Raw genomic sequence first — 25,530 nt, 5'->3', positions numbered from 1 at the left:
TAGTTAAATGACCATCAGACCTTTACAAACCTGTTGACAAACATGGCGGCGACTATGTCTCCTACAGCATTCAACACTGTGGCTAAAGGATCTACCAAAGTTCCGATAATCATTACAGCAGGGATCGCTTCCTGAGGTAATTTATACACAGAGATCATCAGCATCTCACCGATATATCCACCATTAGGAATACCACCGGCCACAATACTGACAAATACAGTAATTCCCAATGCCAAAAGCAGGTTGGCCGGATCAAAGAAATCTTTTCCAATGATTAAGAATGCTACATAGATCTTGATGATTGAAGACATAGAAGATCCGTTTTTATGCAGGGTCGTCCCAATAGGAATCACCAGATTGGCAATAGAGTTGGTTATTCCGATTTTTGATGCAGCCTGTAAATTGGCAGGCATGGTGGCAAAACTGCTGCAGGTGCTTATTGCAGTTAGAGTTGGGTAGATCGCGTTGGTCCAGAAACTTTTGACTCCTTTCTGTCCATTCGCCATAAAAGCATAAATTGAAAAGAAGACCAGAAAGTAAATGATTCCTGCAACATAATACAATCCTAATGGTTTAGCATAAAACCCAAAAAGCTGAGGACCTAAAGTGGCTACCTGATAAGCAAAGTAAGCACCCAAACCAATGGGAGCAAGTTTCATGACCAGTAAAAGCAATTCTTTCATCACCTCATATCCGGAAGCAATAAAAACCCTGAAAGGCTGTCCTTTTTCTTCGGTTTTCCTAGCCGCAAATCCTGTCAGAAACGCAAATACCAGAAGAGCCAGCATATTCCTTCTTGAAAAAAGTTCAGTGAATTCACCTACCGTAAAGAAACTTACAATCCTGTTGCCCCATGTATCATCATTTGCCGCTTCAGAAATGATCTCAGAACTTCCTGAGACTCCTGAAACCGGGAAAAGATATACTGCACAGATGGTAAAAACAGCTGCTGTGAGAATAAAGAATAAAAAGGTAAGAGACATCACAAGGATGATTTTTCCAAATTTTGATTGCTGCTCCAAAGAAGAAATAGAATTGGATACCGCAAAAAATACCAAAGGAACTACACTCACAAAAAGAAGATTAAGAAAAATATCTCCCAAAGGTTTTATATATTCTACAAAACCGGGAGCAACAATTCCAATGATGCTTCCAATAGTGATTCCCAAAAGTAAAAATAGGATTCCGGAGTAGTTTTTCAGTACCTCTTTCATGTGGTGCTTTTTATCAAAGATAGGTTTATTTTTAACATTTTGTTATACAATTTTCAGACCTAAATTTCATAAATTTGGGTAAACCTCATTTCTATGGCTTATATAGATTACTATAAAATTTTAGGCGTAGATAAAAGCGCAACACAGGATGATATTAAAAAGGCATACCGGAAACAGGCCAGGAAACTTCATCCTGATCTGAACCCCGATGATAAGGAAGCAGAAAGACAGTTCAAAGAATTGAATGAAGCCAATGAAGTGCTCAGCAATCCGGAAAACAGATCTAAATACGATAAGTACGGAGAACATTGGAAACACGGCGAAGAATACGAAAAAGCCCAACAACAGCAACAAAGACAATATCAACAACAAAATTATGGCGGAGGATTCTCCGGCGCTGATTTTGGTGAAGGGGAAGACTTTTCAGATTTCTTCCAGAATATGTTCGGTGGAGCAGGAAGTGGATTTGGTAAAAGCTCACGGGGAAGAGCTTCCGGAAAATTCAAAGGACAGGATATCAAAGCAGAATTGAATCTGAATCTGAGAGATGCTGCGAAAACTCATCCTCAAACTTTTGATATTAATGGAAAGAAAGTCAGAATCAGCATTCCGGCAGGAGTATATGACGGGCAGCAAATCAAACTGAAAGGACATGGGAATCCGGGGGTAAACGGAGGCCCTCACGGAGATTTGTATATCACCTTCAATATTCCGGCTGATCCGAATTTTGAAAGAATCGGGGATGATCTGAAAACTAAAGTTGTGATCGACCTGTACACTGCTGTTTTGGGAGGAGAAGTGACTGTTAATACCCTGGAAGGAAGTGTAAAGCTTAAAGTAAAACCGGAAACCCAAACGGGAATCACCGTAAGGCTGAAAGGAAAAGGTTTTCCTGTCTATAAAAAAGAAGGAGAACATGGAGATCTTTTTGTAACCTATGAAGTGAAACTGCCAACGAACCTTACCGAAAAGCAGAAAGAACTTTTTGAACAATTAAAAAATTCCTAAGCTATGAGTGAAAGAATATCACGGGAAGAACTCGTAAGAATCTATAATATAGAAATCACTTTTTTTGATGAGCTTGTAGACTATGGGCTGCTGAATATACAGATTGAAGACAATATCCATTATCTGATGTATGATGATCTGCCCGATCTGGAAAAATTTGCCAATTGGTATTATGATCTCGAAGTCAATCTTCCAGGTCTTGAAGTGATTCATAATATGCTGAAAAAACTGGATGCGCTGAACCGCAGAAACAGAGAGCTGATGAATAAACTTTCTGCAATACGTGATCAATATGAAGATATTTAGTTTAGTTTTGTAGCTTTTTAAAGCAAACTCTATAATTATGAATGAAGAAAAGGTGATTACACTAAAACCGGACAGAAAGATTTTTGAAGATATTTATTTTAGCGGTAATCAGGGAAGTCTGCTTTTTTCACCTACAACGAAAAGTAAAACGATTGCTACCATTGCAGCAGCAGTGATTGTTTTTATTGTTTTTCTTTTGAAAGATAATCTGAGCAAAGAAAGTAAAGGGATTTTATACTTTTTGAGTTTTATATTTTTGCTTTGCGCTGTTTTTCTGTCAGTAAGTGTTAATAAGGTTTCAAGATGGAAAAAACAGGTGAATCATTATTTAAATGTTCTGGAAAAGTGTAAACTGTACGAAATCAGATTTGATCAGAATTTTTTCACTGTGAATATTGATGGAGAAAAAGAGACCAGCGAATGGAAAGATTTTGAATATTTTGACAGTAACAATGAATTTATTTCCCTTGAAGGAAAATACAGCTATATGTTTCCAAGGAAAGCAATGAGTGAGAAAGAATACAGTTTTCTTAAAAGTAGATTAAAAGAAAATATCAAACAATAAAATAAAAAAAACGGAACAAAATGTTGCTCCGTTTTTTTGTTATCTGTAAAGTGGTTTATTAATCCTCTTTGTTTTCTTCCAGCCATCCCATTTCTTTCATCCACTCGTCATTGTAGATCTTTCCTACATATCTTGAACCATGGTCATGAAGTAAAACTACAATTACATCATCCTTAGTAAACTGATCTTTCATTTGGATCAAAGATGCAATAGCACTTCCTGCAGAATATCCGCAGAAAATTCCTTCTTCCTTAGCCAGTTTTCTGGCGTAGATAGCACCGTCTTTATCCGTTACCTTTTCGAAATGATCAATTACAGACATGTCATAATTCTCAGGAATGATATCTTCTCCGATACCTTCTGTAATATAGGTATAAGCATGATCGTAGTGCAGCTCTCCGGTTTCGTGGAATTCTTTTAGGATAGAACCATATGTATCAACACCAATTACTTTAATATTTGGATTTTTTTCTTTGAAGAAAGTTCCGCATCCTGTGATGGTGCCTCCTGTTCCGGCCCCTACTACAAAGTGAGTCAGGTTTCCTTCAGTCTGTTCCCAGATTTCCGGAGCTGTAGATTCATAATGAGCCGCTCTGTTGGATAAGTTGTCATATTGGTTCACATACCATCCGTTTTCCGTCTCTTTTGCCAGTCTTTTGGATACTGAATAATAAGAACGGGGGTCAGTAGGCTTTACGTCTGTAGGACAAACGATGACCTCAGCTCCTACAGCACGGAGAATATCACACTTTTCCTTTGACTGTTTAGAGTTGGTTACAAAAATACATTTGTAGCCTTTGATGATCGCTGCCAATGCAAGTCCCATTCCTGTATTTCCGGAAGTACCTTCGATAATAGTTCCTCCAGGTTTTAATCTGCCGTCTTTTTCAGCATCTTCTATCATTTTAAGAGCCATTCTGTCCTTTACTGAATTTCCGGGATTGAAGGTCTCTACTTTTGCTAATACTAATGCCGGGAAATCTTCACCTAATACTTTGTTAAGCTTTACCAGCGGTGTGTTACCTATAGTTTCAAGGATATTTTTTGCGTATTTCATAAATGTTTTATATGCGGCGCAAAGATAAGGCTTTTAAAATTATCTGCGCTGTGGATAACGTGTGGATAAGTTGTGGATAAAATCAAAACCCTTTGACAGGCAACGTATAACTAATCAATTATCAGATTAGTTGTACTTAATAACTTTCACAGGAGATATCTTACTGATCAGGTAGCTCGGAATAATTAAAGCCAATCCTGAAATAAGAAGAATACCCAATGAGATAGAAATAATGGCGATAGGATTAAGGTCTACCGGAACTGTGCTTACATAATAGTTTTCCGGGTTAAGCTTTATAACTCCAAAGAATTTCTGGATCAAAATAAGTCCCAATCCGATAGCATTTCCATATAAAAGTCCTGGAATCATAATAATCAGGGTATAATTGATGAAAGTAGCTCTTATCTGTGAATTGCTTGCTCCTAATGTTTTAAGAAGACCGATAGAATTTGTTCTTTCAATAATAAGAATCAAAAGAACCATGATGATATTAATAACTACTACAATCAGCATGATAATAATGATCAAAGCTATATTGGTGTCAAAAATACTGATCCAGTCTGTAATCTGCGGAAATTTTTCAGTAGCTTTTTCAGCATAGTTTTTATACCCGATCAGTTTTTCAATTTCCGGAAAATCCTTGTCGATATCGTTTACATTTTTCAAAAAGATATCTATTCCGCCAATTTCATCAGGTTTCATATCCTGAATTTTTCTGGCATGGTTGATTCCACCAATAACAAACTGCTCATCGATCAACTTAATATCAGTTCTGTAGATCCCTATAATCTTGAATTTACGATAAAGTGGTTTTTGATCAGCCTTTAAAAATACAGTAACAATACTGTCATTCACCTTAAGATGGAGATCATTGGCTACTTTTTGCGAAATAGCAACATCATTGTTGAAGCCTTTCTCTGTAACTTTTGGAGTAGTACCGGCAATAAGGAATTTTTTAAATCTTAAACTGTCAAAATCTTTTCCGACTCCTTTAAATATGATCCCCGCAAAATTGTGTTCATTACGCATAATTCCGGTAACCATCACATATTTTTGAGTACTTTCCACATCAGGAAGTCCTTTTATTTTGGCAATATTGAGTCCCTGATTATCAAGTACGGAAGTGTTATAAGAGGAATTTGAACGTGTTGATCTTACCGTAATATGTCCGCTGAAATCTGCCAGTCTCTCTTTGATCGCTTTTTTTGAACCAAAACCGGTGGCTACAGTAATTAAGGAAACAATAATTCCCAATGCTACGGAAAGCCTGCCAATGAAGATAATAACCCTTGAAAGGTTATTTTTGTTATCTTTGGAAAATGCTATTTTTCTAGAGAAATATAAAGGAAATTTCAAGCTTATGAATTTAGATTTCAAAATTAAAAATTTACTTCTGATTTGCCTAATTTTTTTAGGAGTATTCAATCAATATTATTCTCAGATTCAAGTTCAGCAGGATTTTAAAACCGGGGCAGACCAGCCTGAAATGTATTTACCACTTTTAAAAAACAAGACAATAGGAGTGGTAACCAATCAGACGGGTTTGATGAGTGACAAAACTCATCTGGTAGATTTTCTGGTAAAAAACGGAATAAAGATCAAGTCGATTTTTGCTCCTGAACATGGTTTCAGAGGAGATGCTGATGCGGGGGCAAAAGTGAAAAACGGAGTAGATGTGAAAACAGGAATTCCAATTGTTTCTTTGTATGGCAATAATAAAAAGCCAAAGCCGGAGCAGCTGGCAGGAATTGATATTGTTATTTTTGATATCCAGGATGTTGGGGTGAGATTTTATACCTATATTTCCACTCTGTCTTATCTCATGGAAGCAGGGGCTGAAAATAATGTTGAGATCATGGTATTGGACCGACCTAATCCGCATGACGGATATACAGATGGACCTGTATTGAGAAAAAAATGGGCCAGTTTTGTAGGAATGCATGAAGTTCCTGTAGTGTATGGGCTTACCATAGGAGAATATGGAAAGATGGTGAATGGCGAAAAATGGCTGAAAAATGGTGTCCAGGCTAAATACACACTTATTCAGATGAAGAATTATCATAAAAAGCAGCGTTATCCGATACTTGATAAACCTTCTCCGAATTTACCCAATGATAAAGCAATCAATTTATATCCAAGTCTCTGCTTTTTTGAAGGAACTCAGGTTTCTGTAGGAAGAGGAACAGATCTTCCTTTCCAGATTTATGGTTCTCCATGGACGGAAAATCTGCCTTATCAGTTTACACCAAAACCAAGCTATGGTGCAAAGGATCCATTTCTGAACGGAAAACTATGTTATGGTGAAAATCTTTCAGAATATCCTAAAGACTTAAGAGAACTCAACCTGGAATGGGTAATCAAAGCTTATCAGAATTATAAAAATCCTCAAGAGGATTTCTTTCTGAAGAATCTTTGGTTTGATACCCTGTCCGGAACTGATACTTTCAGAAAACAGATCATTGATGGAAAATCAATTCAGGAAATTAAAAATTCCTGGAAAAAAGATCTGGAAAGTTTCGAAAAGATCAGAACCCGGTATGTGGTATATGAAGATTAATTAATCAAAATTTTGGGGCGGATTTTTATCATTTCTGCCCTTATTTAATATAAAGAGCCCGATCGTTAATCCAACAACTCCTGCAAAAGCAGTTAATAAAGCTCTCTGCAACTTATCGGGAAGATCATTTCCGATATAGTTCATCAAAAAAAGAATCACAAAAGTGATTACTAAAATGATAATATGATTTTTTCCGAATAGCTTCATTGCCTTATTTTAATTTATAGGAAATCATTACACCTCCTCTGTATGGCATGATTTCACCACTTTTGTTGAAATTTTTTGCAGAATCATAACGTCTTCCTGTGGATTTGTCATAGCCTTTATAAAAACCTTGTGATGTCCCTACCGTTGCATACAGGTCGAGATTCCATCGTTCAGATAACTGGAACTGATATCCTGCAGTAACACCCAGCATAACAGAGAATCCTTTCTGGTAAAGATTGGAATTAACAAGAATTTCCTTATTCCAGTTTTCAACGGTATTGTCATTCCAATAATTCCATTTTGAAGCATTATAAGCGGCAACAGACACGTTGGCCCCCACATACCAATGTTTGAAAGCTTCGTCAAAATAGTATCTTCCTTCAGCGGAGACGGAATAAAACTGTAATTTGTGTCCTGCAAAAGATTTCCATGGTGAAATGAAAACATCGCCCTGAAGGGTATATCTTGGACTGATCTGTTTTTCTATTCCAAAGTTTAAAATTCCTATCGGAGCAAATAAAGCATTTCCTTTTATGTATAAACTTTTATCCTGTCCTCCTTGTTCCTGTTCCTGGGCGTACAATGTATTTGCCGACAGGAAAGCTAAAATGCCTGCTGCTAATAATTTATATTTCATTCGGTATGTGGTGTTATTTTATTTGCTTTAATAATTCATCTGCAAGTTGAGAATCCTTATTGCCCTGAACTGCTATATTTTTAGACATTTCAGCATAGTTTTTTGCCATCTCTTTATTTCCTGTAAGATTATAGAGTTTGGCAAGAATATAAGTGTTTTCTGAAGTTTCACTTCTCATGACAGATTTTTCTGCCCATTCTGTAGCTTTCTTTAATGAAGACGGCGTTTTCACATGATCTGCAAATATCCAGGCAGCTCTCAAAAGTTCATTAGGGTCAAACGAGTCAGAATTTTTGTAATAGTCTAAAGCAGCTTTTTCATATTCAGGAAAATTACTGTTCTGCTCATAATAGCTGAGTTTAGTCTGATTCAGTTTTTTTAGCGCAGCTTCTTTTCCTACCAATGGTTCAGCCGTCTTTAAAAAATAATCATCATTGATCTTTTTATTTTTATCATCAATAGACTGTTCTACTATTTTTCCTAATTTCAGCTGAGCATCAAATTCATTGTAGGTTTCTTCAGGAAGAAATTTAATGATCTCTGCTTTTCTGGATGAGAAAACAGTATAATTGGTGTCTTCTGACGACTTTACGAAATAAAGAAGAAGGCCGATTTCATCTTTTGTAAGTTCTTCGGTTTTCTTTTTATTCTGAAAATATCTTTCGGAAGCCTTTTTGGCAAAATCATAGTCTGTGTTGGCGTTCAGCTTCATAATGTTGATCAGGAATTCCGGATCTTTATCACCACTGGCAAAACGATCTTTCAGAGATCCTTTTTTGTTTCCCGGCGAATTGATATCCTGAGCCATAGCCACAAACATGCTCTCTTCCATATAACCGGTATTTCTGGAAACAAGCTCACCCTCACCGTTCAGGAAAAGATAAGTAGGATAGGAACGAACTCCGAATTTGGAAGCGATGTCTCTGCCTTCTCCTTTTTCCATATCAAATCTTGCATTAATGAAGTTGGTATTGTAATAATCACTCACGGATTTCTGGGTGAAAACATTTCTCTCCATCATTTTACATGGGCCACACCAGGAAGCATATGCATCAATAAAAACCAATTTCTTTTCCTTCTTGGCTTTGGCAATAATGTCTTTGAAAGGTAGCTCCTGAAACTGGATTGCTTCCTGAGCTGAGATAGCGATGGCACAAAAAATAGATATCCCGGAGATGATCTTCTTCATTTTCAAATAAGATTTGTAGGCGAAGATAATTAATTTTAAAAATATAGCGTGCTGAATCTGTTGTCTGAATGATGATATTAACTAACTTTAAGACTTACACTTCCTGATTCTACCTATCCTGATTCTTTAGATAGAGCTATTATTAATCTTGTTTTCCGAGGAGATTTTTACTTTTACTCGGATTTTGTTAATAGAATCTCACAAGACTTTAAAACAGAACCTCAGCTTCCCTTTCTTGTTCAGATAGGATACAATTATAAACTCTGTAAAATAAATAGACCATCTTTACTTGTGGTCCGTTATTTTTTTTATTTTTTTATGTTCTTTGCCCCATATTTCCAGCTGATCTAAAACCGGGATCAGTTTTTTACCAATTTCTGTAAGTTCGTATTCTACTCTTATGGGTACTTCTGCATATACTTTCTTAGCGACGAGTTCCTCCTGTTCCATTTTTTTTAGCTGCAGGGTAAGCATTCTTTCAGAAATATTGTGGATCCTATCCTTCAGTTCAAAAAATCTCAGTTTTCCATGTTTAAGATGATAACAGATAGAAAGAATCCAGCGGCCACTGATCAGATTTACAGCATATATTTCAGAACAGCTGGACTCCAGTGTTTTCTTATTTTCATTATTGGTGGATGATTCTTTAATACTCATACTTACATTTTTGTTCGTTCCATACAATCATTTGTATACTTGGAAAGGATGATGTTGATAGGCTAAATTTACAAATAAAAACAGGAAATATCCTGTCGGAAAGTGGTTTTATCGCTTATGTAGAATAAAATATTTAAGATAATATGGATTTTAATAGAATAAACAGTGATTTAAAAAATAGTATTGAAAATGTTCCTTATTCATTGGAAATTGATGGAAATTTATTTTTGAATGCTCCGGAGGTTATTCAGCAGGAAAGAAAAGAATTTACGAAAGCTCATCCTTTTAAAAAACCGGATCATATTGTAGTACAGGATATTTTTATACCAAGTTCAGAAGATGGATACGAGATCAGACTTCACATATATCAGCCTGAAGGCTTCAACCGGGACAGGGTTCTCCTTTACTTTCATGGAGGAGGATATGTTTTCGGGCTGCCGGAGCAGGTGGATGACCATATGTTTGAGATAGCAGATACACTTAAGGCAACCATTATTTCTGTTGATTACAGGCTGTCTCCTCAATATCGGTTTCCTATTCCTGTTTTAGATGGTTTTGATGCTTTACAATGGATCATAAAATACAGTGATTCAAAGCTGGGGATTAATTCTGACCGTATTACCGTTTTCGGGGCAAGTGCAGGTGGACATCTTGCAGCGGCTGTAACGCAGATGGCAGCAGATCATAATATTAAAAATATAGAACATCAGTTTCTGCTATATCCTGTGATTCACAACAGACTGAATACTCCTTCAATGGAAGAGTTTACTGATATACCATTATGGAATAAAAATTATGCAAAGACAGCGTGGCTGCATTTTCTGGGTAAAGAAAATAAGGATAAAAGCATTCCATATTCGGATCTTACCTATTTTAATAATTTCTCAAAGTTACCACAAACCACTATTGTTGCCTGTGAGTTGGATCCTTTAAGGGATGAGGGTATAGAATATGCTCAGCTTTTATATAAAGCAGGAGTGAAAACGGAATTATGGGTGATTCCCGGTGCGCTGCATGTATTTGATCTCTTTGATTCTCCTATGAAAGATGAATATAATATGTTCCTTATGAACAGACTTTTCAACTCATGATGTAAAATAAAAACAGATGAAATTGAGAGACAAAAAACCGGCATTGCTTCTTATTGATATTCAAAAAGGATTTCTTGATGAAAGCTATTGGGGAGGAAACAGAAATAATAAAGAAGCAGAAAAATTGAGCGGAAAGATACTGGGAGTATGGCGGAATCTGGATTTACCAATATTTCACATCCGGCACAGCTCAACAAATCTTAAATCTAAATTGCATGAATCTGATCCGGGGTTTGAATTTAATGAAAATGTCTTACCTCAAAATAATGAACCTGTTATTACAAAAAACGTAAACAGTGCCTTTATAGGAACGGATCTGAAAGAAAAATTAGATCTTCAGAAAATAAATACCCTGGTGATTCTGGGAATTACAACCAATCATTATGTTTCCACTACGGCAAGAATGGCAGGAAATTTCGGATATGAAACCTACGTGATTTCTGATGCTACAGCAGCTTTTGACAGAGTAGGGATACATGGAGAAAAATATGAGGCAGAATTGGTTCATCTCATGGCATTAGCTAATCTGAATGAAGAATTTGCCACGATCCTGAATGCCGAAGAATTATTAAAAAAACTGTAGAAAAATAATAATCTGAATACATTGAAACTGCCATCTTTATGGTGGTTTTTTATTTTTTTTGAAATAAATATAGTTGTAAATACATGTTTTTAGTCAAAGAATAGGCTTGCTTACCGGCGGTTTTAAACATAAAAATAATTCACTTTATGGTACTGAAATCTTTGTTATATCTTTGCAAACGAATAATTTAGGTAGGAGAACAACAATTCAGAGAAACTTGAGTATTAATTTTAAACACACCTTATCCCAAAAATACATTTACATCACCGCTTTATCTGCCTGCTTGATTGCAGTGGCAGCATTTGCTGTGCTAAGTCTTTTAATTACCGAAGACAGCCGTAAAAACACTGATGATTTTGCAAAGAAAACTTTCTTCCGTAAATATGAATCTGTAGAACATGAATTCAGAAATATTGAGGACTATCAGTATCTGCTTCGCGCATTGATTCAGAAAGACGGCCTGAAGAATTATAAAGATTATTCTTTGGTTTTAAATGATTTAAACAAAAAAAGAAATCTTCTGCCTTACAGCTGGTATTATTATGAAAATACTGCTTCCGGAAAAACAGAAAGTAATAATCCGTTATCTGATATTTTCAAAAGGACAGCTCATAAAGGGAAAGCGATTGTCTTAAAGAACAGCGGATCCGGTCATTTTAGAGATCTTCTGATCACCAAAAAAGACAGTATGTATTGGGTGAGTTATGATTCCTTGATGCTGCCTGATAAAAATAAACTGTATTATGGTTCTACCGTAAGCCTGGATGATCTCCATCAGTACTTTATCAATGTAGACAAAAGCTCCAATACCTATGCATATGTCTTTACCAAAGAAGGAATTTGTATTACCCATCCGGAGAAAAAATACATCGGAAAGAATATTTTTGACTTTACGGATATTAAGGAGAAAGATACACTATCAGGCAGAACTGAAGCAGGATATACTAAAGGAACAGCGATCTCAGAATACCTTGGCGTTGAAGTAACACGTTTTATAAAACCATTAAAAACAGACAATTTTGACGGATATGCGGTTGTGAACCACGTTAATTTCATCATTGATGAAAATATAAGCAAGATAAAAACCTATACAGTATATATTTTTCTGGCCGCTCTGTTTCTTATTGTAACAGTTTTTATCTTATTCCAGCGAGCGACCAATCTGGCTTATCAGGAAAAAGAAAAAATACAGTCTGAAAAGAATTTACTGTTAGTAGAGAACGAAAAGATGCATAAAGCAGAAGTGATCAACCAGCTGCAGCAGCTTAAGAATAACATCAATCCGCATTTCCTTTTCAATTCTCTCAACTCTCTTTATATGCTGATCGGGATCAATAAAGAAAATGCGCAGAAATTTACCATGAATCTTTCCAGGATCTACAGATATCTCATCATACCTCCGAAGGAAAATATTGTAACGGTTTCGCAGGAAATCAAATTTATACAGCAGTATATGGAGCTTCTGAAAAGCAGGTTTGACGAAGAACTGAGGTTTGAAATTATTATTAATGCTCCTGAAAGTCTCGAAAAAAGAATTCCGTATTTATCCCTTCAGATTGTCACGGAAAATGCTACCAAACACAATATTGCAACAATAGATCAGCCTTTGGAAATTATCATTATTGTTGACGAAAACGGGGTCACTGTGAAGAACACCTGGCAGCCAAAAACTGAACCCGTGCAGGGGGAGAAATTCGGAATTGATTATTTGAATCAAGTTTATGAGTATTTTAAGAATAATCTTCTTCATATTTCTGTAGATGGTGAATATTTTGTATGTTTTTTGCCATTAATGAAGTAAAAATAAAAAATCCATTCACTCCCAAAAAATCACCATTCACTCCCCAATATTATATATATGATTCACGATACCTATAGCTTTGCTTACTGAAACTAAGATATTTACTATTTGGAATGAATCGGACTATTTTAATGAAGAATTACAGGCTTGCACTGTATCTCGGTCTTGCTATGGCTTCACCAATGGCAGTAGCACAAAAGAAAGATAAAGATACAGTAAAGGTCAACAAAGAAAAGACGGATAAAACAGAGACATCCTCATCAAAGAAAACAAAAAAAATTGAAGAACTGATAAAAAAAGGGACTTATAAAAAGGGACTTTTTAATACAATTCAGGTAAAAACGGATATTTATTTTGAAATTCCTGACAGTCTGATGGGACGACAGTTTTTGGTGGTGAACAAGCTATCACAGGTGCCAATGCAGGTAAACGAAGCGGGTTTAAACAAAGGTATGAATTATGAAAATAAGGTCATCTCTTTTCACCGCGACCCTGTAGCTAAAAAAGTATGGGTGAAAACGCTGGTTCCTAAAGTGTCATCCCCAAAAAATGATGCGATTACAAAATCGGTGAAAGACAACTTTTCGGAATCTGTGATTGAAGTCTTTGATATTGAAGCCCAAAACAGTGATTCTACAGCAGTAGCCATTAAAGTCAATAAAGTTTTTGATGGAAATCAAAAGAGCTTCAATGATGTTCTGGGTAATGTAGGATTAGGAGGGTCTGTGAAATCAAGCCTTTCTTATATAGAAGGAGTGAAGACGTTCCCCAAGAACCTTGTGGTGAAGTCTCAATTGTCTACTTCTGTAAATGAAGGAGGAGTAGATCTTCCGGTAACCCTTGGTGTTACTACGAATCTTGTGCTTCTTTCTAAAATACCGATGAAACCAAGAATCGCTGATTCAAGAGTAGGGTTTTTCTCCGAAAAACACTGGTCATTTAATGACAATCAGCAAAAAATGGATGAAAAATTCTTCATTACCAAATGGAATCTTGAACCGAAGGACGAAGATAAAGAAAAATATTTAAGAGGTGAGCTGGTAGAGCCTAAGAAGCCTATTGTTTATTATATAGACCCGGCTACTCCAAAACAATGGCGTGAGAAAATCATTGCCGGAGTACATGACTGGCAGGCGGCGTTTGAGCAAGCAGGATTTAAAAATGCAGTGATTGCGAAAATGCCGGACGAAAAAGATGAAGATTTTGATATTGATGATGTAAGATATTCTGTGATTACTTACGCCGCTTCGCCAAAGTCAAATGCAATGGGACCCTCTGTAGTAGACCCGAGAAGTGGTGAAATTATCGAAGCAGATATCATCTGGTGGCATAATGTAATGACTTCTCTTCATGACTGGATGAGAATTCAGACAGGGCCTATCGACCCGAAAGCAAGAGGAAATAAATTCAGTGATGAGCACATGGGAGAAGCGATCCGTTTTGTTTCATCCCACGAAGTAGGACACACTTTCGGACTGAAGCATAATATGGGAGCATCCTTTGCATTCCCTGTAGAGTCGCTTCGTTCCAAAGAATTTACGGACAAAATGGGGGGGACGGCACCGTCCATTATGGATTATGCACGTTACAATTACGTAGCTCAGCCGGAAGATGGGGTTACAGCCATTACTCCGAAAATCGGTCTTTATGACAAATATGCCATAGACTGGGGCTACCGTTGGTATCCTGATGAATTTGTAGAGAAAAAAGCGCTGAGAAATTTAATTGAAAAGCACGAAGATGATCCAATGTATTTCTATGGTGAGCAGCAGAGCTACCTGGAAACTATTGATCCGCGTTCGCAGTCTGAAGATTTGGGAGATGATGCCATGAAAGCCAGTGAATATGGGATGAAAAACCTGAAAGTGGTGATCAACAACCTTTTGAAATGGACCTATGAAGATGGTAAAGAATATACGGATGCCGGAAAACTGTATATGGGAGCTATCGGACAATGGGATCTGTATACAGGTCATGTGATGGCGAATGTGGGAGGAATTTATCTGAATAATACGGTTTTTGGAAACAAGAAGAAAGCCTATGAAGCCGTTCCTGTTGAAATACAGACAAGAGCTGTTGATTATCTTGTTAAAAATGCAATCAACCTTCCGGAGTGGTTATTCTTTAATCCGATTACAGAAAAAACGTATCCGGTTAAAGATTCACCAATGGGACCATTCGAGCAGACTCCATATACCATGGCAAGAGGAATGCAGTATGCAAATATCTATTCCCTGTTTATGGATGACCGATTATTGAGGTTGCTTGAAAATGAGCTGAAGCATCAGATGTCAGGTTCAAAAGAAGAGATCTATACCGTTGAGAAATTATTTGATCAGGTAAGAACAGCCATTTTTAATAAAAAAGGAAGCCTTACGATGCTTGAAAAAATGACTCAGAAAAACTATGTGGATGCCCTGATTGTTTCGGTGAATAAATTATTTGAAAAAACAGCAGTGAAAGGATTGAAAACAGATGAAACTCTGAATATCCCAACCATCTGTAGTTTCCATGAAGATGATCACAGTTTGAGGAATATCAATTATTCATCCATGAAGAGAGTATCTGAAGTCACCACTTACAAGAGAGCGGAACTTCAGAAAGTTCTGGACTTACTGAACGGAACAAGATACAGAGGTGATGATGCTTCCAGAGCACATTACACAGATTTAATCATTCGTATACAAGAGGCTTTAAATAAATAAACGGCAATGAAAAAAACTCTAATACTTTTACCTCTTTTGGCTGCTAATATAGCAATGGCCCAGCAAAAGAAAACCATCACCGGGAAAATAGAAGACGGAAATACTTCTCATATAATTGCCGGTGCATCTATAAAAATCGAGACTCAATCTGTTTCAACAAAAACAGAATTGGAAGGAATTATCGAAAGTGTATCTGTAGGTACAGTGACTGATAAGGATGGAAAGTTCATCTTGGAAATTCCTGCTGATACCAAATCTGTATCGGTAAGCTATCCTGGTTATGAATCAAGAGTGATTCAGCTTAATGAAGGGCAGACCAATTATACTATAAGACTAACTTCTGAAGTTACAGATAAAAATAAAATTCAGGAAGTAATCATCACCGGTTACCAGAAAATTGAAAAACGTAAGCAGACCTCAGCCGTTTCTACAGTAAAAATGGACAACATCAGCCAGGCTGGTGTTGCCAGTGTAGATCAGATGCTGGCAGGGCAGATTGCCGGTGTGGCAGTAACTCCTGAAACGGGAGCTCCGGGAAGCCCTGCGAAGATCAGAATCAGAGGTACAGCTTCCCTTTCCGGCCCTCAGGATCCGCTATGGGTAATTGACGGTCTTCCGTTAGAAGGAAATGATGTTCCGAATTTCACCGATAAAGACAACATAGACCAGCTTCAGAACTTCTCTATCGCAGGATTGAACCCCAATGATATTGAAGATATTACCATCCTTAAAGATGCGGCTGCAACAGCTATTTATGGAGCAAGAGCAGCAAACGGAGTAATTTCCATCACCACGAAAAAAGGAAAGAAGGGTAGTCTTAAACTGAACTTCTCAGCAGATACCTTCGTGACCTCGCGTCCTGATTTTGGGAAACTGAATCTTTTGAATGCCTCTGAAAAAGTAGACCTGGAACTGATGCTTGCCAAGCGTACTGATCTTACTTACCGTGCAGATAAAGGAGAAGTAATGAGAATTTTAACCCAAAACAACCAGCTTGATGCTTTCAGAAACGGAGGTTTTGATGCGTTGAATTCATTCACACGCGGACAAATCAACAGTTTAAGAAACAACAACACAGACTGGGGTAAACTGTTGTACAGAAATGCCATTAACAAGCAATATGGATTAAGTGTTTCCGGAGGAAGTGATCGTGCAGATTATTATTTCTCCCTGGGATACTATGATGAAGAAGGAACAACTATCGGTACAGGTTTTAAACGTTATAACCTGACTTTAAAAAACAACTATAAATTAAGCGATAAGTTAAATGCAGGAATCTCTATTTTCGGAACGCAGAGTGAACGTACATCTTTTGTAACGGATGCTGATGCTTCAATAAACCCTGTTAATTATTCAAGAAACGCCAATCCTTACATGAAGCCTTTCAACGCAGACGGAAGCTACAATTATGATAAAGATATGGATGGTTTTGAGGACCGTTATATTCCTTTCAATTTCCTTGAAGAAAGAGAAAATACAAACTATTCGCTGAAAAATAACTCTTTGAAAGCGATTTTAGACTTAGAATATAAAGCTTCAAAAAGTTTAAGATTTACCTCTCAGCTAGGACTTCAGTATGATGCTAATAAAACAGAGAAGTTTGCCGCAGAGAATACGTACTTCACCCGAAAAATGAAAGAAAATACCCGTTATTACAAAGACGGCAAATACAATTACTTTCTGCCGGCGGGTGCTGTAAAACAAAACTGGGATAATGATTTCTTTCAGTACAACTGGAAATTACAGGCTGCATACAGCACAAAGATCAATTCAAAGCATGAAATTGATTTGATGGCAGGTACGGAGATCCGTAAGACAGAAGATAATACAACCATTACAAGGGCTTTCGGATATGATCCAAAGACCAGAAGAGCTACGGCAATTGTTTTCCCGAATTCAAGTTTTGCAGCAGATAAAAGATATGAAACATACCGTGAAGCAGCTCCCGTAGAGAATGCGTATGCTTCTATGTTTGCTACGGCATCTTATACTTTTGACCAGAAATATACATTCTTCGGAAGTGTAAGATATGACGGAACCAATCTGTTCGGGGTGAATAAAAAATATAAATACCTTCCGATATGGGCGGTTTCAGGATCATGGCTGGTAACGAAGGAAGACTTTATGAAAAATGTTTCTGCAGTTTCCAACCTTAGGCTGAGAGCTTCTTATGGTCTTCAGGGAAATATAGACAGGAACACATCGCCGTTCTTTATTGGTGAATATAATGATGCAACAATTCTTCCGGGAGGAAAAGAATCAATCATCAATGTGATCAGCCCTCCAAACGATAAACTGAGATGGGAGAAAACAACCAATACCAACTTCGGACTTGATTTAGGCTTGTTCAATAACCGTGTGAGTCTTACCGCTGATGTCTACAGCAGAAAAGGTACGGATATGATCAGTATGAAAGAAACTCCTCTTGAAACAGGATTTGAATATACGATGATGAACTGGGGAAGTTTGACGAACAAAGGTTTTGAATTGGCAATATCTACCAGAAACATCAATCATGATAATTTCAAGTGGACGACTACAATCAACTTTGCTCACAACAAAAGTAGAGTATTGAGTGAACAACCCCGTGATAATTCATTGCTTCCTTCAAGAGAAGGGCTTCCTGTAAATGCTGTTTTTGCTTTGAAAACAGCAGGAATGGATGAGCACGGAAACCCATTATTCTGGAAAGGAGATCAAAAGATTTCAGCTGCAGAATTCTTTAAATTATATGATGTATATGCAGATTTTCTTCCGGGACAGCTTGTAGATACAAAACTTTCAAACGCAGAGCTGAGAAGCCTGTTTACGTATGTTGGAGACAGAGATCCGAAATTTACCGGAGGTATTATCAACACGTTTAAGGTAAGTAATTTTGACCTTACGATCTCTGCAACTTTCAATCTGAAGCAAACCGTAATGAGAACGCCTTCTTACCGCGGTATGGAACTGGATAGAGGAAGAAACTACACTAGAGATATCTATGAAGCAGGAGGTTCACTTCCGGGAATTACAAGTCCTGATATGGAAGCTAATCCGGACGGATGGATGGCGAATAAATGGTTTGCCGGAAACCGTTCCAATGCATACAGCTTACTGGATGTATGGGCAAAAGAGATCAGCTATATCAGAATCAGCAGCATCCGTTTAGGTTATACGCTTCCTAAAGAATTTACAAATCCTATGGGAATCAGTAGTTTGAGGCTGAGTGTTGAAGGGCGTAACCTGTTTGTATTCAGTAACGGATATAACGGATATTTCGATCCTGAAACGTATGGTAATATTTATGCACAGCCTATCACCAAGTCGGTAACCGTAGGATTTAATGTTTCTTTTTAAAACTTGAGAAAAATGAGAAAAATTACAACAATCATAGCACTTGCTGCAATTAGCTTTATGACGATCGGATGTGACAGGTTTTTAGATATTCAGCCTGAAGGGAAGGTTATTCCTACTACTGCTGAAGATTACCGAAAAGTACTTACATCTGCCTATTCAAAATACCCTGTTCATAAATCTCTGGTGGCACTTCGTACCGATGAGGTGAATATTGATGATAACTCCACGGATTTTATTTCCTACCGTGAAATTGCGATGTGGAAAGATGCTAACAATGATCCGGCATCTACGGAATTTCCATGGGTAAGCTTTTACTCTGTGAACTTTTATCTTAACCAGATTATTAACGAAGGAAGCAAAACAATGCAGGACTCACCTGAGAAGAGTCAGATTTTAGCAGAAGCATATGCACTTCGTGCTTACCTGTATTTTGATATGGTGAATTTGTACGGGAAACCCTACAACAATGCTACGGCTTCTACAGACAGAGGAGTTCCAATCAATCTTGAAATTGATCTAGAGCAGGTTTTGAAACCATCTTCAGTACGGGAAGTATACAATCAGGTTCACTCAGATCTTAAAAAAGCAGAAGATCTTATGGTAGAGCAGAAGCAGGCAGCCGGAGTAAACTACAGGTTCTCAAAAATAGCATTGCTGGCTTTTGAGGCAAGAGCAGCTCTATATGAAGGAGACTGGAATAAAGCGTTGAACTATGCAGATCAGGTATTGGCGGTAAAAGGAGATTTGAGCAATTTAAATACCGTAAATACACCTCCCAACCATTATGCTTCCCCGGAATCTATCATGGCTTTGGACAATACATGGGATAATTCTATAAAGAACCTGTCTTTTGCAGCGCCGGAACTGATTTCTTCATACAATAGCACTACGGATAAAAGGTTTGGCATGTATTTTGAAAAAAATAGTAGTAAGTATAAAGTGATTAAAGGAGGAAGCTTAGAGTTCAAAGTTTCTTTCAGAACAGCAGAACAGTACTTTATCAAATCTGAAGCATTATTAAAGTTGAATAAGCTTAGTGAAGCTAAGGAAACCCTTCTTAAAGTAATGAAGAACAGATATACTCCGGAAGGATATACTTCAGTACAAAATGCAGTGAATTCAATGGATTCTGCAGCATTTATGAACTTTATCCTGGATGAAAGATTCAGGGAATTTGCTTTGGAAGGACAAAGATGGTTCGACTTAAGAAGAGCAAATCAGAAAAAAATAAGCCATACAATCAATGGCCAAGAGTATATTCTTCAGCAGAATGATCCGCGATATACCATTGAATATCCAATGAGCGCGAAGAAGAATAATCCTAATCTATAGAACTTCATATCAAATTCAATACAGATGAAACCGCTTGAACTTAATCGTTCTAGCGGTTTTTTTGTACTTTTGCATCGTTATGAAAATTGCCATTATAGAAGATGAGCTGCTGGCTGTGAATTATCTGAAAAATCTTTTGGATGCACAGAACATAGTCCCTGTTACAGAGACTGTTATTCTTCGTTCCAAAAAACAGGCAATTGATTTTTTTGAGAAAGATTCAGCGGATCTTATCTTTATGGATATTCACCTTGGTGATGGGATGAGCCTTGAAATTTTCGAGCAGGTAGAGCTTTTTACCCCCATTATTTTCATTACCGCATTTGATGAATATGCCATGAGAGTCTTCAGGCATTTTACTATTGATTATCTTCTGAAACCTTTTGAAGAAGAAGATTTGCATAAAGCTTTACAGAAGTTTATCTCCATAAGAAATAATTTTGATCCCGAACCGGTGCTCAAATCCATTTCCTCATTAAGGCAGGTACAGGATGAGGTAATGAAACGTTTTATGGTAAGAGAAGGAAATAAACTGAAATCAATAGACGAGCATAACACTGCATATTTTTTTGCTTCCGGGAAATACCTTTTCCTTACCACAAAAGATTATCAGACTTATATCTATGATGATACCATTAAAGATATAATTCAGAAACTCAACCCGGATATTTTCTTTAAAATAAACCGCAAGTTTATCATTAATAAGGAAGCTGTTTCCGAAATCATCAAACATTCCAGCCAGAAAGTAGAGCTAAGACTCTCTCCTGAACCGGAGGTGAATGCTGAAGTTTTTATCAGTAAGACACAGATTGCGGAGTGCCTGAACTGGCTGAATAAATGATCTCGTTTTTTTTAATATATAATTTTTGTCAATTCCCAATTTTGAACTGACCGCTAATTCCCTTACTCTGATTTTGCATATAAAGCAAAAAAACCTCTAAAATGAATTAGAGGTTTTGAGTTATTTTGAATGTAATTGGTGATTTTTAAATCATCTTCATATACCTTAGATAGGCTTCCATAACTGGTTTATTAAAAATGGCGGGCCTGATATCTGTATCTTCTAAGAAACGCTCCGTATTATGGCTTTTAAAATAGTAGGTGTTTTCATAAGCTTCAACCAGGGATTTTCCTTCATGAATATCATCAGAAAATAGATAAAGTAGGGCATACACAGGTGTGTCATGATTTCGTTTCCATTGTTCAAACCAGGTTTCAAAATCTAAGCTTTTCATTTCCAGCCCGCAGTAATCAGTGATGCGTACACAAAAATCAGTAAGAGACAGATCATGTTCCGGTAAAGGATTCAAATTAAAGTTGAGTCCTACTGCATCCGGATTCTGACTGATGTGAGCAATAGATTTGCAGACATAATCTACAGTAATCACTTCATCTTTCAATCCCATTACCAGCGGAAATGCTTTTAATTCAATACAGGAACGCATCAAAGAGCTCCACCATTGGTTTAACGGAGTTGCTCCGGTTTCTCCATGGCAAACTACAAACCCTAGACGGAAATTAATCAAAGGGAGACCTTTGTCACGGGCTTTGGAAGCCATGCTTTCCATTACCCATTTACTACGGATGTATCCCATATCACGGCATACGGCGGGTAAATTTTGTTCAATAGGATCATCTTCAGTCATCCATGTTTTTCCTGTAAAGCTTCTGCCCCAGCTGTAAACGCCCATTGATGATGATATGATAAGGAATTTTGTTTTTTCATGCACTGCCAGGTGTAATATATGTGCCATTCCGTCAACATTTGGTTTTTTGATATGTTCATAGGGTTTTACATAGCTTACATCGCTTCCCATATGGTAAATTACCTCAATGTTTATCAGGAGATTTCCATACAGTTTATCATCAATACCCAGCTTCGGCTGCGTCAGGTCACCTAAAACAATTCTTATTCTATCTTCATACTCTGTTTTCCATACAAGTTTGAATTTTGAAAAAGTACTTTTGATGCGTTCTAATCCAAAATCTTCATTCTCGGCTCTTACAAGACAGTAAATAATGGCGTTTGGGTTTCGGGGAATGAGTTCTTCCAGTAAATGTGAGCCTACAAAACCAGTAACTCCTGTGAGGAAAATTGCAGATGGATCGGCTAAAATTTTGGGATCCGGCTGTACAGTAATCTCAAAATCAAATGGAAGTTCTGCATCTTTTATAAGCTGTTCTTCCACAAGAAGGGCTTTCTGCTGCTGACTAAGCTGATTTTGTATCAAGCGGGCTTCAGCTTCTTTTACAAAAAGAGATATGGTTGAAAACTGATACAGCTCAGGAAGTGATATCCTTTTCTGGATATTCAGCGGCAAACGGGAATGCATTTGCCCAAGCATTAAAGAATGTCCCCCTAATTCAAAGAAATTGTCATTTTCATTTATTTCATCCATGTTCAGTAAATCCATCCATATTTCAGTGATTTCCTGTTTGAGATCTGATGTATCCACCTTTTCTTTCGTCTTTTTCATGGTTTGCTGCAATGGAATGTGAAGTTTGCTCTTGTCAATCTTTCCAGTAATGGTCAAAGGAAGTTTGTCATACAATATGATCTTTTCAGGAAGCATATAAGTGGGGAGGCTTTGTTTCAGTCTTGCACGGATGTCTTCCAGTGTAATATGTTCTTTATCTGTTTCATAAAGTTCCAGAAATGCAGCAAGAATGGGTTGTCCTTGTTCCGGACGATGAACTTTAACTGCGACATTTGCAACCTGTGCAAGTTGTCCTATATGATGCTCAATTTCTTTTAATTCAATTCTGTAACCTCTTAATTTCACCTGTTCATCCAGCCGTCCTACAAACTCAATATTGCCGTCTTTTCTCCAGAATCCACGATCCCCTGATTTATACAATCTGTAGTTGATCCCGTGATCAGACTGCATCCATTCAGGGGCATCAATAAATACTTCTGATGTTTCCGCGGGCTTATTGATATATCCTTTTGCTACTTGCTTACCACCGATATAAATTTCACCGGTAATACCTTCACTCACATATTCGAGATCCTGATTCAGGATGTGAATATGAGCACCTTCCAATGGTTTTCCGATGATATGGGGATTGGTATCATCCTGGAAATGGTGAGTCACAACACTTACGGTTGTTTCAGTAGGGCCATATACATTAATAAGGCGTACTCTGTTGCACCAGTTTTTTATGGTTTGCTCCGATGGAACTTCACCTGCAATTGAAAGGGTATGCAGATCTCCGATGGGAAGATTTGTTGGCAACGTACTCAGTACAGCGGGCGGAAGAAAAGGAACCACCTCAATTTTATGATCAACGATAAAATCCAGTAGAGGTTTTCCTATGATTTTGTTATCAGGATACAGAACAATGGTTGCACCTGTAAACAGCGGTACCCATATGTCAATAATAGAAACATCAAATCCGGCTGAGCTGAACTGAAGAGTTTTATCTTTGGCGGAATACCCCCAAAGCTCTGTGAAGGATACTATAAAAGTATAAAAAGCTTCATGATGTATTTCTACTCCTTTAGGAATTCCTGTACTTCCTGAAGTATAAATGATATAGGCTGTCTGCATCATATCAATGTTGTCAGGATTGATATCAATTTGATTTTCTGCAGTTTCATTGGCCTGTTGGTTTATATTAATCAATTGAGTTTTAATCTCTGCAAATTTATCGGCATACAGGTTTTCAGTGATGATAAGTTCAGCTTCTGAGTCTTCCATGATCATTTTGATTCTGTTTGCAGGCAGTTGTCCGTCAATAGGGATGTATGCTGAACCTACCTTCAGAACAGCCAGAAAAGAGACAATGCGCTCTATAGATTGGGACATGCAGACTGCAATAGAAGCTCCCTTTTTTAAGGATGAGTTCAGAAGATAAGCTGCGAGTTGATCAGATTGATAATCCAATTCTGCATAGGAAATACTCTGGCTTTTAGAAATAATAGCTGTTTTTTCGGGAAAAGAACGGCTTACTGCTTTGAAAATAGAAATTACATTTTTAAACTGGCTTTGTTTAATGCTAAATTCATTATTAACATTTTCTTGAATACTTTGGTGTTTCATGATTTTTATTTTGATGTTATTTTGTGTTTTGTTTCAATAATAATTATTTATGTTTAAATATAATTTAATTTTATAAATAAATCCTTATTGTGTGATTAAATTTGAGTAATCGTAGAAAATACATCAGTTTTGATGCATGAAAGAGATACTGAAAAGAATTATTGAGACTGTAAACAACAAAAAAACCTCTAAAATGAATTAGAGGTTTTAAGTGGTTTCTCCAGGAATCGAACCAGGGACACATGGATTTTCAATCCATTGCTCTACCAACTGAGCTAAGAAACCATTTATGTTTTCGTTTATTACTTCGTTGTTTTAAAGTGATGCAAAAGTATAACATTTTATAATACCGAGCAAGCTTTTTGTTTTGTTTTTTTTAATAAACGTTCAAATGTTGCTTATTTTTCGCTTCAATTCTTTGTTCATCAGTGATTTGGTAGATTTTATTTTTTTTCATTTTTTCAGACATATTATTTTTAACACCTTTCTATATTTGTATTTTCAGTACTAAAATTGTTGTCCTTCTTGATTCTTTATCAGAAGATGCTTTTTATTGATCAATTCTGAAAAATCAGATTTTGGTTTTAAAATAACTTAAACAAGCAAAAAAATACTGCTATTTTAAAGAGTAATAAATGTCAAACACCTGATTTGTAGGATATAACTTACCTAACAAGTGTTAGTCGTAATATTACGACACTTTTTAAAATTTAATAATAAATTCCATTTGTGTTTTCTAAATACATCTATATTTGGTGATATAGAAAAATAAAATCATAAAAATATTAACCATTAAAATTTACAAATCATGGCAGAAAAGAATTCAAGAGGAATTTTAAAATTCAATAACGGTGAAGGACAAAAGTTATTAAAGCTTAACTACAGCGTATCAAGATCTACAGATGTCTCAGGACGTGTAGCATCAGATCCTTCCAACGCTCTTATCAAAATCACGGTAGAAGCTACTGAAAAATCAGACATTCTGGAAAGCTTATTGAACGGGAAGTACAAGCCTACTGTAGGAGAGATTACTTTCAATAAATCTCATGAAGAAGGAACTTTAACAACACTGAAGTGGAACAACGGTTATGTCATCCAGCATGAGGTAGATTTCGATGCAGTAGATGAGAACAGTATGTACATCAGTTTTATAGTAAGTGCAGAACAGATAGATCTGGGGAATTCTTCTTACTTCGGTGCATGGCCTTCTTAAGCCTATTTAGAATTTAAATATCAGGC

20 protein-coding genes and 1 tRNA gene are annotated in these 25,530 nt (G+C 36.8%); 12 read left to right on the top strand and 9 right to left on the bottom strand.

Translation table 11 applies throughout. The features are described 5' to 3' along the window. Positions 1-14: 14 nt before the first annotated feature. Positions 15-1,214, bottom strand: a complete 1,200-nt coding sequence (locus tag FW781_RS06575) for a dicarboxylate/amino acid:cation symporter (RefSeq protein ID WP_149386678.1) — start codon at positions 1,212-1,214, stop codon at positions 15-17. A 93-nt stretch (positions 1,215-1,307) separates the two neighbouring features. Between FW781_RS06575 and FW781_RS06570 the strand changes: the two genes are divergently transcribed. The 3 genes from FW781_RS06570 to FW781_RS06560 are packed head-to-tail and all read left to right on the top strand — an operon-like array spanning position 1,308 to position 3,093. Beyond that, positions 1,308-2,222: a DnaJ C-terminal domain-containing protein gene (locus FW781_RS06570; protein WP_149386677.1), complete on the top strand. Its 915-nt coding sequence runs from the start codon at positions 1,308-1,310 to the stop codon at positions 2,220-2,222. Between the two features lie 3 nt (positions 2,223-2,225). Further along, positions 2,226-2,528, top strand: coding sequence for a chaperone modulator CbpM (locus FW781_RS06565; RefSeq protein WP_149386676.1), 303 nt, complete (start codon positions 2,226-2,228; stop codon positions 2,526-2,528). Positions 2,529-2,565: 37 nt separating this feature from the next. Beyond that, the gene (locus tag FW781_RS06560; protein ID WP_149386675.1) at positions 2,566-3,093 is read left to right on the top strand and encodes a hypothetical protein; all 528 of its coding nucleotides are present in this window, start codon (positions 2,566-2,568) and stop codon (positions 3,091-3,093) included. Positions 3,094-3,151: 58 nt separating this feature from the next. Here FW781_RS06560 and FW781_RS06555 read toward each other — a convergent pair whose 3' ends face one another. After that, positions 3,152-4,150 (bottom strand): PLP-dependent cysteine synthase family protein, encoded by a 999-nt coding sequence (locus FW781_RS06555; RefSeq protein WP_149386674.1) that lies wholly within the window; start codon positions 4,148-4,150, stop codon positions 3,152-3,154. Positions 4,151-4,276: 126 nt separating this feature from the next. Further along, positions 4,277-5,506: an ABC transporter permease gene (locus FW781_RS06550; protein WP_149386673.1), complete on the bottom strand. Its 1,230-nt coding sequence runs from the start codon at positions 5,504-5,506 to the stop codon at positions 4,277-4,279. 4 nt (positions 5,507-5,510) lie between these two features. Here FW781_RS06550 and FW781_RS06545 point away from each other — a divergent pair, with 4 nt between their 5' ends. Continuing rightward, positions 5,511-6,707, top strand: coding sequence for an exo-beta-N-acetylmuramidase NamZ family protein (locus FW781_RS06545; RefSeq protein ID WP_149386672.1), 1,197 nt, complete (start codon positions 5,511-5,513; stop codon positions 6,705-6,707). On the opposite strand, the gene FW781_RS06540 is transcribed toward FW781_RS06545, so the two are convergent. The 4 genes from FW781_RS06540 to FW781_RS06525 all read right to left on the bottom strand — a co-directional run bounded on the left by FW781_RS06540 (position 6,708) and on the right by FW781_RS06525 (position 9,397). Then, complete coding sequence (locus tag FW781_RS06540) at positions 6,708-6,914, bottom strand: hypothetical protein (RefSeq protein WP_077418263.1); 207 nt, start codon at positions 6,912-6,914, stop codon at positions 6,708-6,710. It abuts the gene before it with no gap. Between the two features lie 4 nt (positions 6,915-6,918). After that, a complete protein-coding gene (locus FW781_RS06535; protein ID WP_149386671.1) occupies positions 6,919-7,551 on the bottom strand; it encodes a DUF3575 domain-containing protein in 633 nt (210 codons plus the stop codon). Between the two features lie 13 nt (positions 7,552-7,564). Further along, positions 7,565-8,740 carry a thioredoxin family protein gene (locus tag FW781_RS06530; protein ID WP_149386670.1) on the bottom strand — a complete coding sequence of 392 codons (1,176 nt, stop codon included), beginning with the start codon at positions 8,738-8,740 and terminating at the stop codon, positions 7,565-7,567. A gap of 285 nt (positions 8,741-9,025) precedes the next feature. Beyond that, complete coding sequence (locus FW781_RS06525; protein ID WP_149386669.1) at positions 9,026-9,397, bottom strand: winged helix-turn-helix transcriptional regulator; 372 nt, start codon at positions 9,395-9,397, stop codon at positions 9,026-9,028. A gap of 143 nt (positions 9,398-9,540) precedes the next feature. Here FW781_RS06525 and FW781_RS06520 point away from each other — a divergent pair, with 143 nt between their 5' ends. The 7 genes from FW781_RS06520 (at position 9,541) to FW781_RS06490 (ending at position 21,089) form a co-directional block, all read left to right on the top strand. Further along, positions 9,541-10,488, top strand: a complete 948-nt coding sequence (locus FW781_RS06520; protein ID WP_149386668.1) for an alpha/beta hydrolase — start codon at positions 9,541-9,543, stop codon at positions 10,486-10,488. Positions 10,489-10,504: 16 nt separating this feature from the next. Beyond that, positions 10,505-11,071, top strand: a complete 567-nt coding sequence (locus tag FW781_RS06515; RefSeq protein ID WP_149386667.1) for a cysteine hydrolase family protein — start codon at positions 10,505-10,507, stop codon at positions 11,069-11,071. A gap of 217 nt (positions 11,072-11,288) precedes the next feature. Further along, the gene (locus FW781_RS06510) at positions 11,289-12,872 is read left to right on the top strand and encodes a histidine kinase (protein WP_149386666.1); all 1,584 of its coding nucleotides are present in this window, start codon (positions 11,289-11,291) and stop codon (positions 12,870-12,872) included. Positions 12,873-13,003: 131 nt separating this feature from the next. Further along, on the top strand, positions 13,004-15,577 hold the full coding sequence (locus tag FW781_RS06505; protein ID WP_228720179.1) for a zinc-dependent metalloprotease: 2,574 nt from the start codon (positions 13,004-13,006) through the stop codon (positions 15,575-15,577). A 6-nt stretch (positions 15,578-15,583) separates the two neighbouring features. After that, positions 15,584-18,916: a SusC/RagA family TonB-linked outer membrane protein gene (locus FW781_RS06500; protein ID WP_149386664.1), complete on the top strand. Its 3,333-nt coding sequence runs from the start codon at positions 15,584-15,586 to the stop codon at positions 18,914-18,916. 12 nt (positions 18,917-18,928) lie between these two features. Then, positions 18,929-20,248 carry a RagB/SusD family nutrient uptake outer membrane protein gene (locus tag FW781_RS06495; RefSeq protein WP_149386663.1) on the top strand — a complete coding sequence of 440 codons (1,320 nt, stop codon included), beginning with the start codon at positions 18,929-18,931 and terminating at the stop codon, positions 20,246-20,248. Between the two features lie 79 nt (positions 20,249-20,327). After that, positions 20,328-21,089, top strand: a complete 762-nt coding sequence (locus tag FW781_RS06490; RefSeq protein ID WP_149386662.1) for a LytR/AlgR family response regulator transcription factor — start codon at positions 20,328-20,330, stop codon at positions 21,087-21,089. 145 nt (positions 21,090-21,234) lie between these two features. Here FW781_RS06490 and FW781_RS06485 read toward each other — a convergent pair whose 3' ends face one another. Both FW781_RS06485 and FW781_RS06480 read right to left on the bottom strand, forming a co-directional pair. Continuing rightward, the gene (locus tag FW781_RS06485) at positions 21,235-24,291 is read right to left on the bottom strand and encodes an amino acid adenylation domain-containing protein (RefSeq protein ID WP_149386661.1); all 3,057 of its coding nucleotides are present in this window, start codon (positions 24,289-24,291) and stop codon (positions 21,235-21,237) included. A gap of 212 nt (positions 24,292-24,503) precedes the next feature. Continuing rightward, a tRNA-Phe gene (locus FW781_RS06480) sits at positions 24,504-24,576 on the bottom strand. Positions 24,577-25,099: 523 nt separating this feature from the next. On the opposite strand from FW781_RS06480, the gene tssD reads away from it, so the two are divergent. Beyond that, positions 25,100-25,504 carry a type VI secretion system tube protein TssD gene (gene tssD / locus FW781_RS06475; RefSeq protein ID WP_047387405.1) on the top strand — a complete coding sequence of 135 codons (405 nt, stop codon included), beginning with the start codon at positions 25,100-25,102 and terminating at the stop codon, positions 25,502-25,504. The last annotated feature ends 26 nt before the right edge of the window (positions 25,505-25,530 follow it).

The organism is Chryseobacterium panacisoli (genome assembly GCF_008274625.1).
GTDB lineage: Bacteria > Bacteroidota > Bacteroidia > Flavobacteriales > Weeksellaceae > Chryseobacterium > Chryseobacterium panacisoli.
This window is presented reverse-complemented; position numbering and strand designations above follow the sequence as displayed.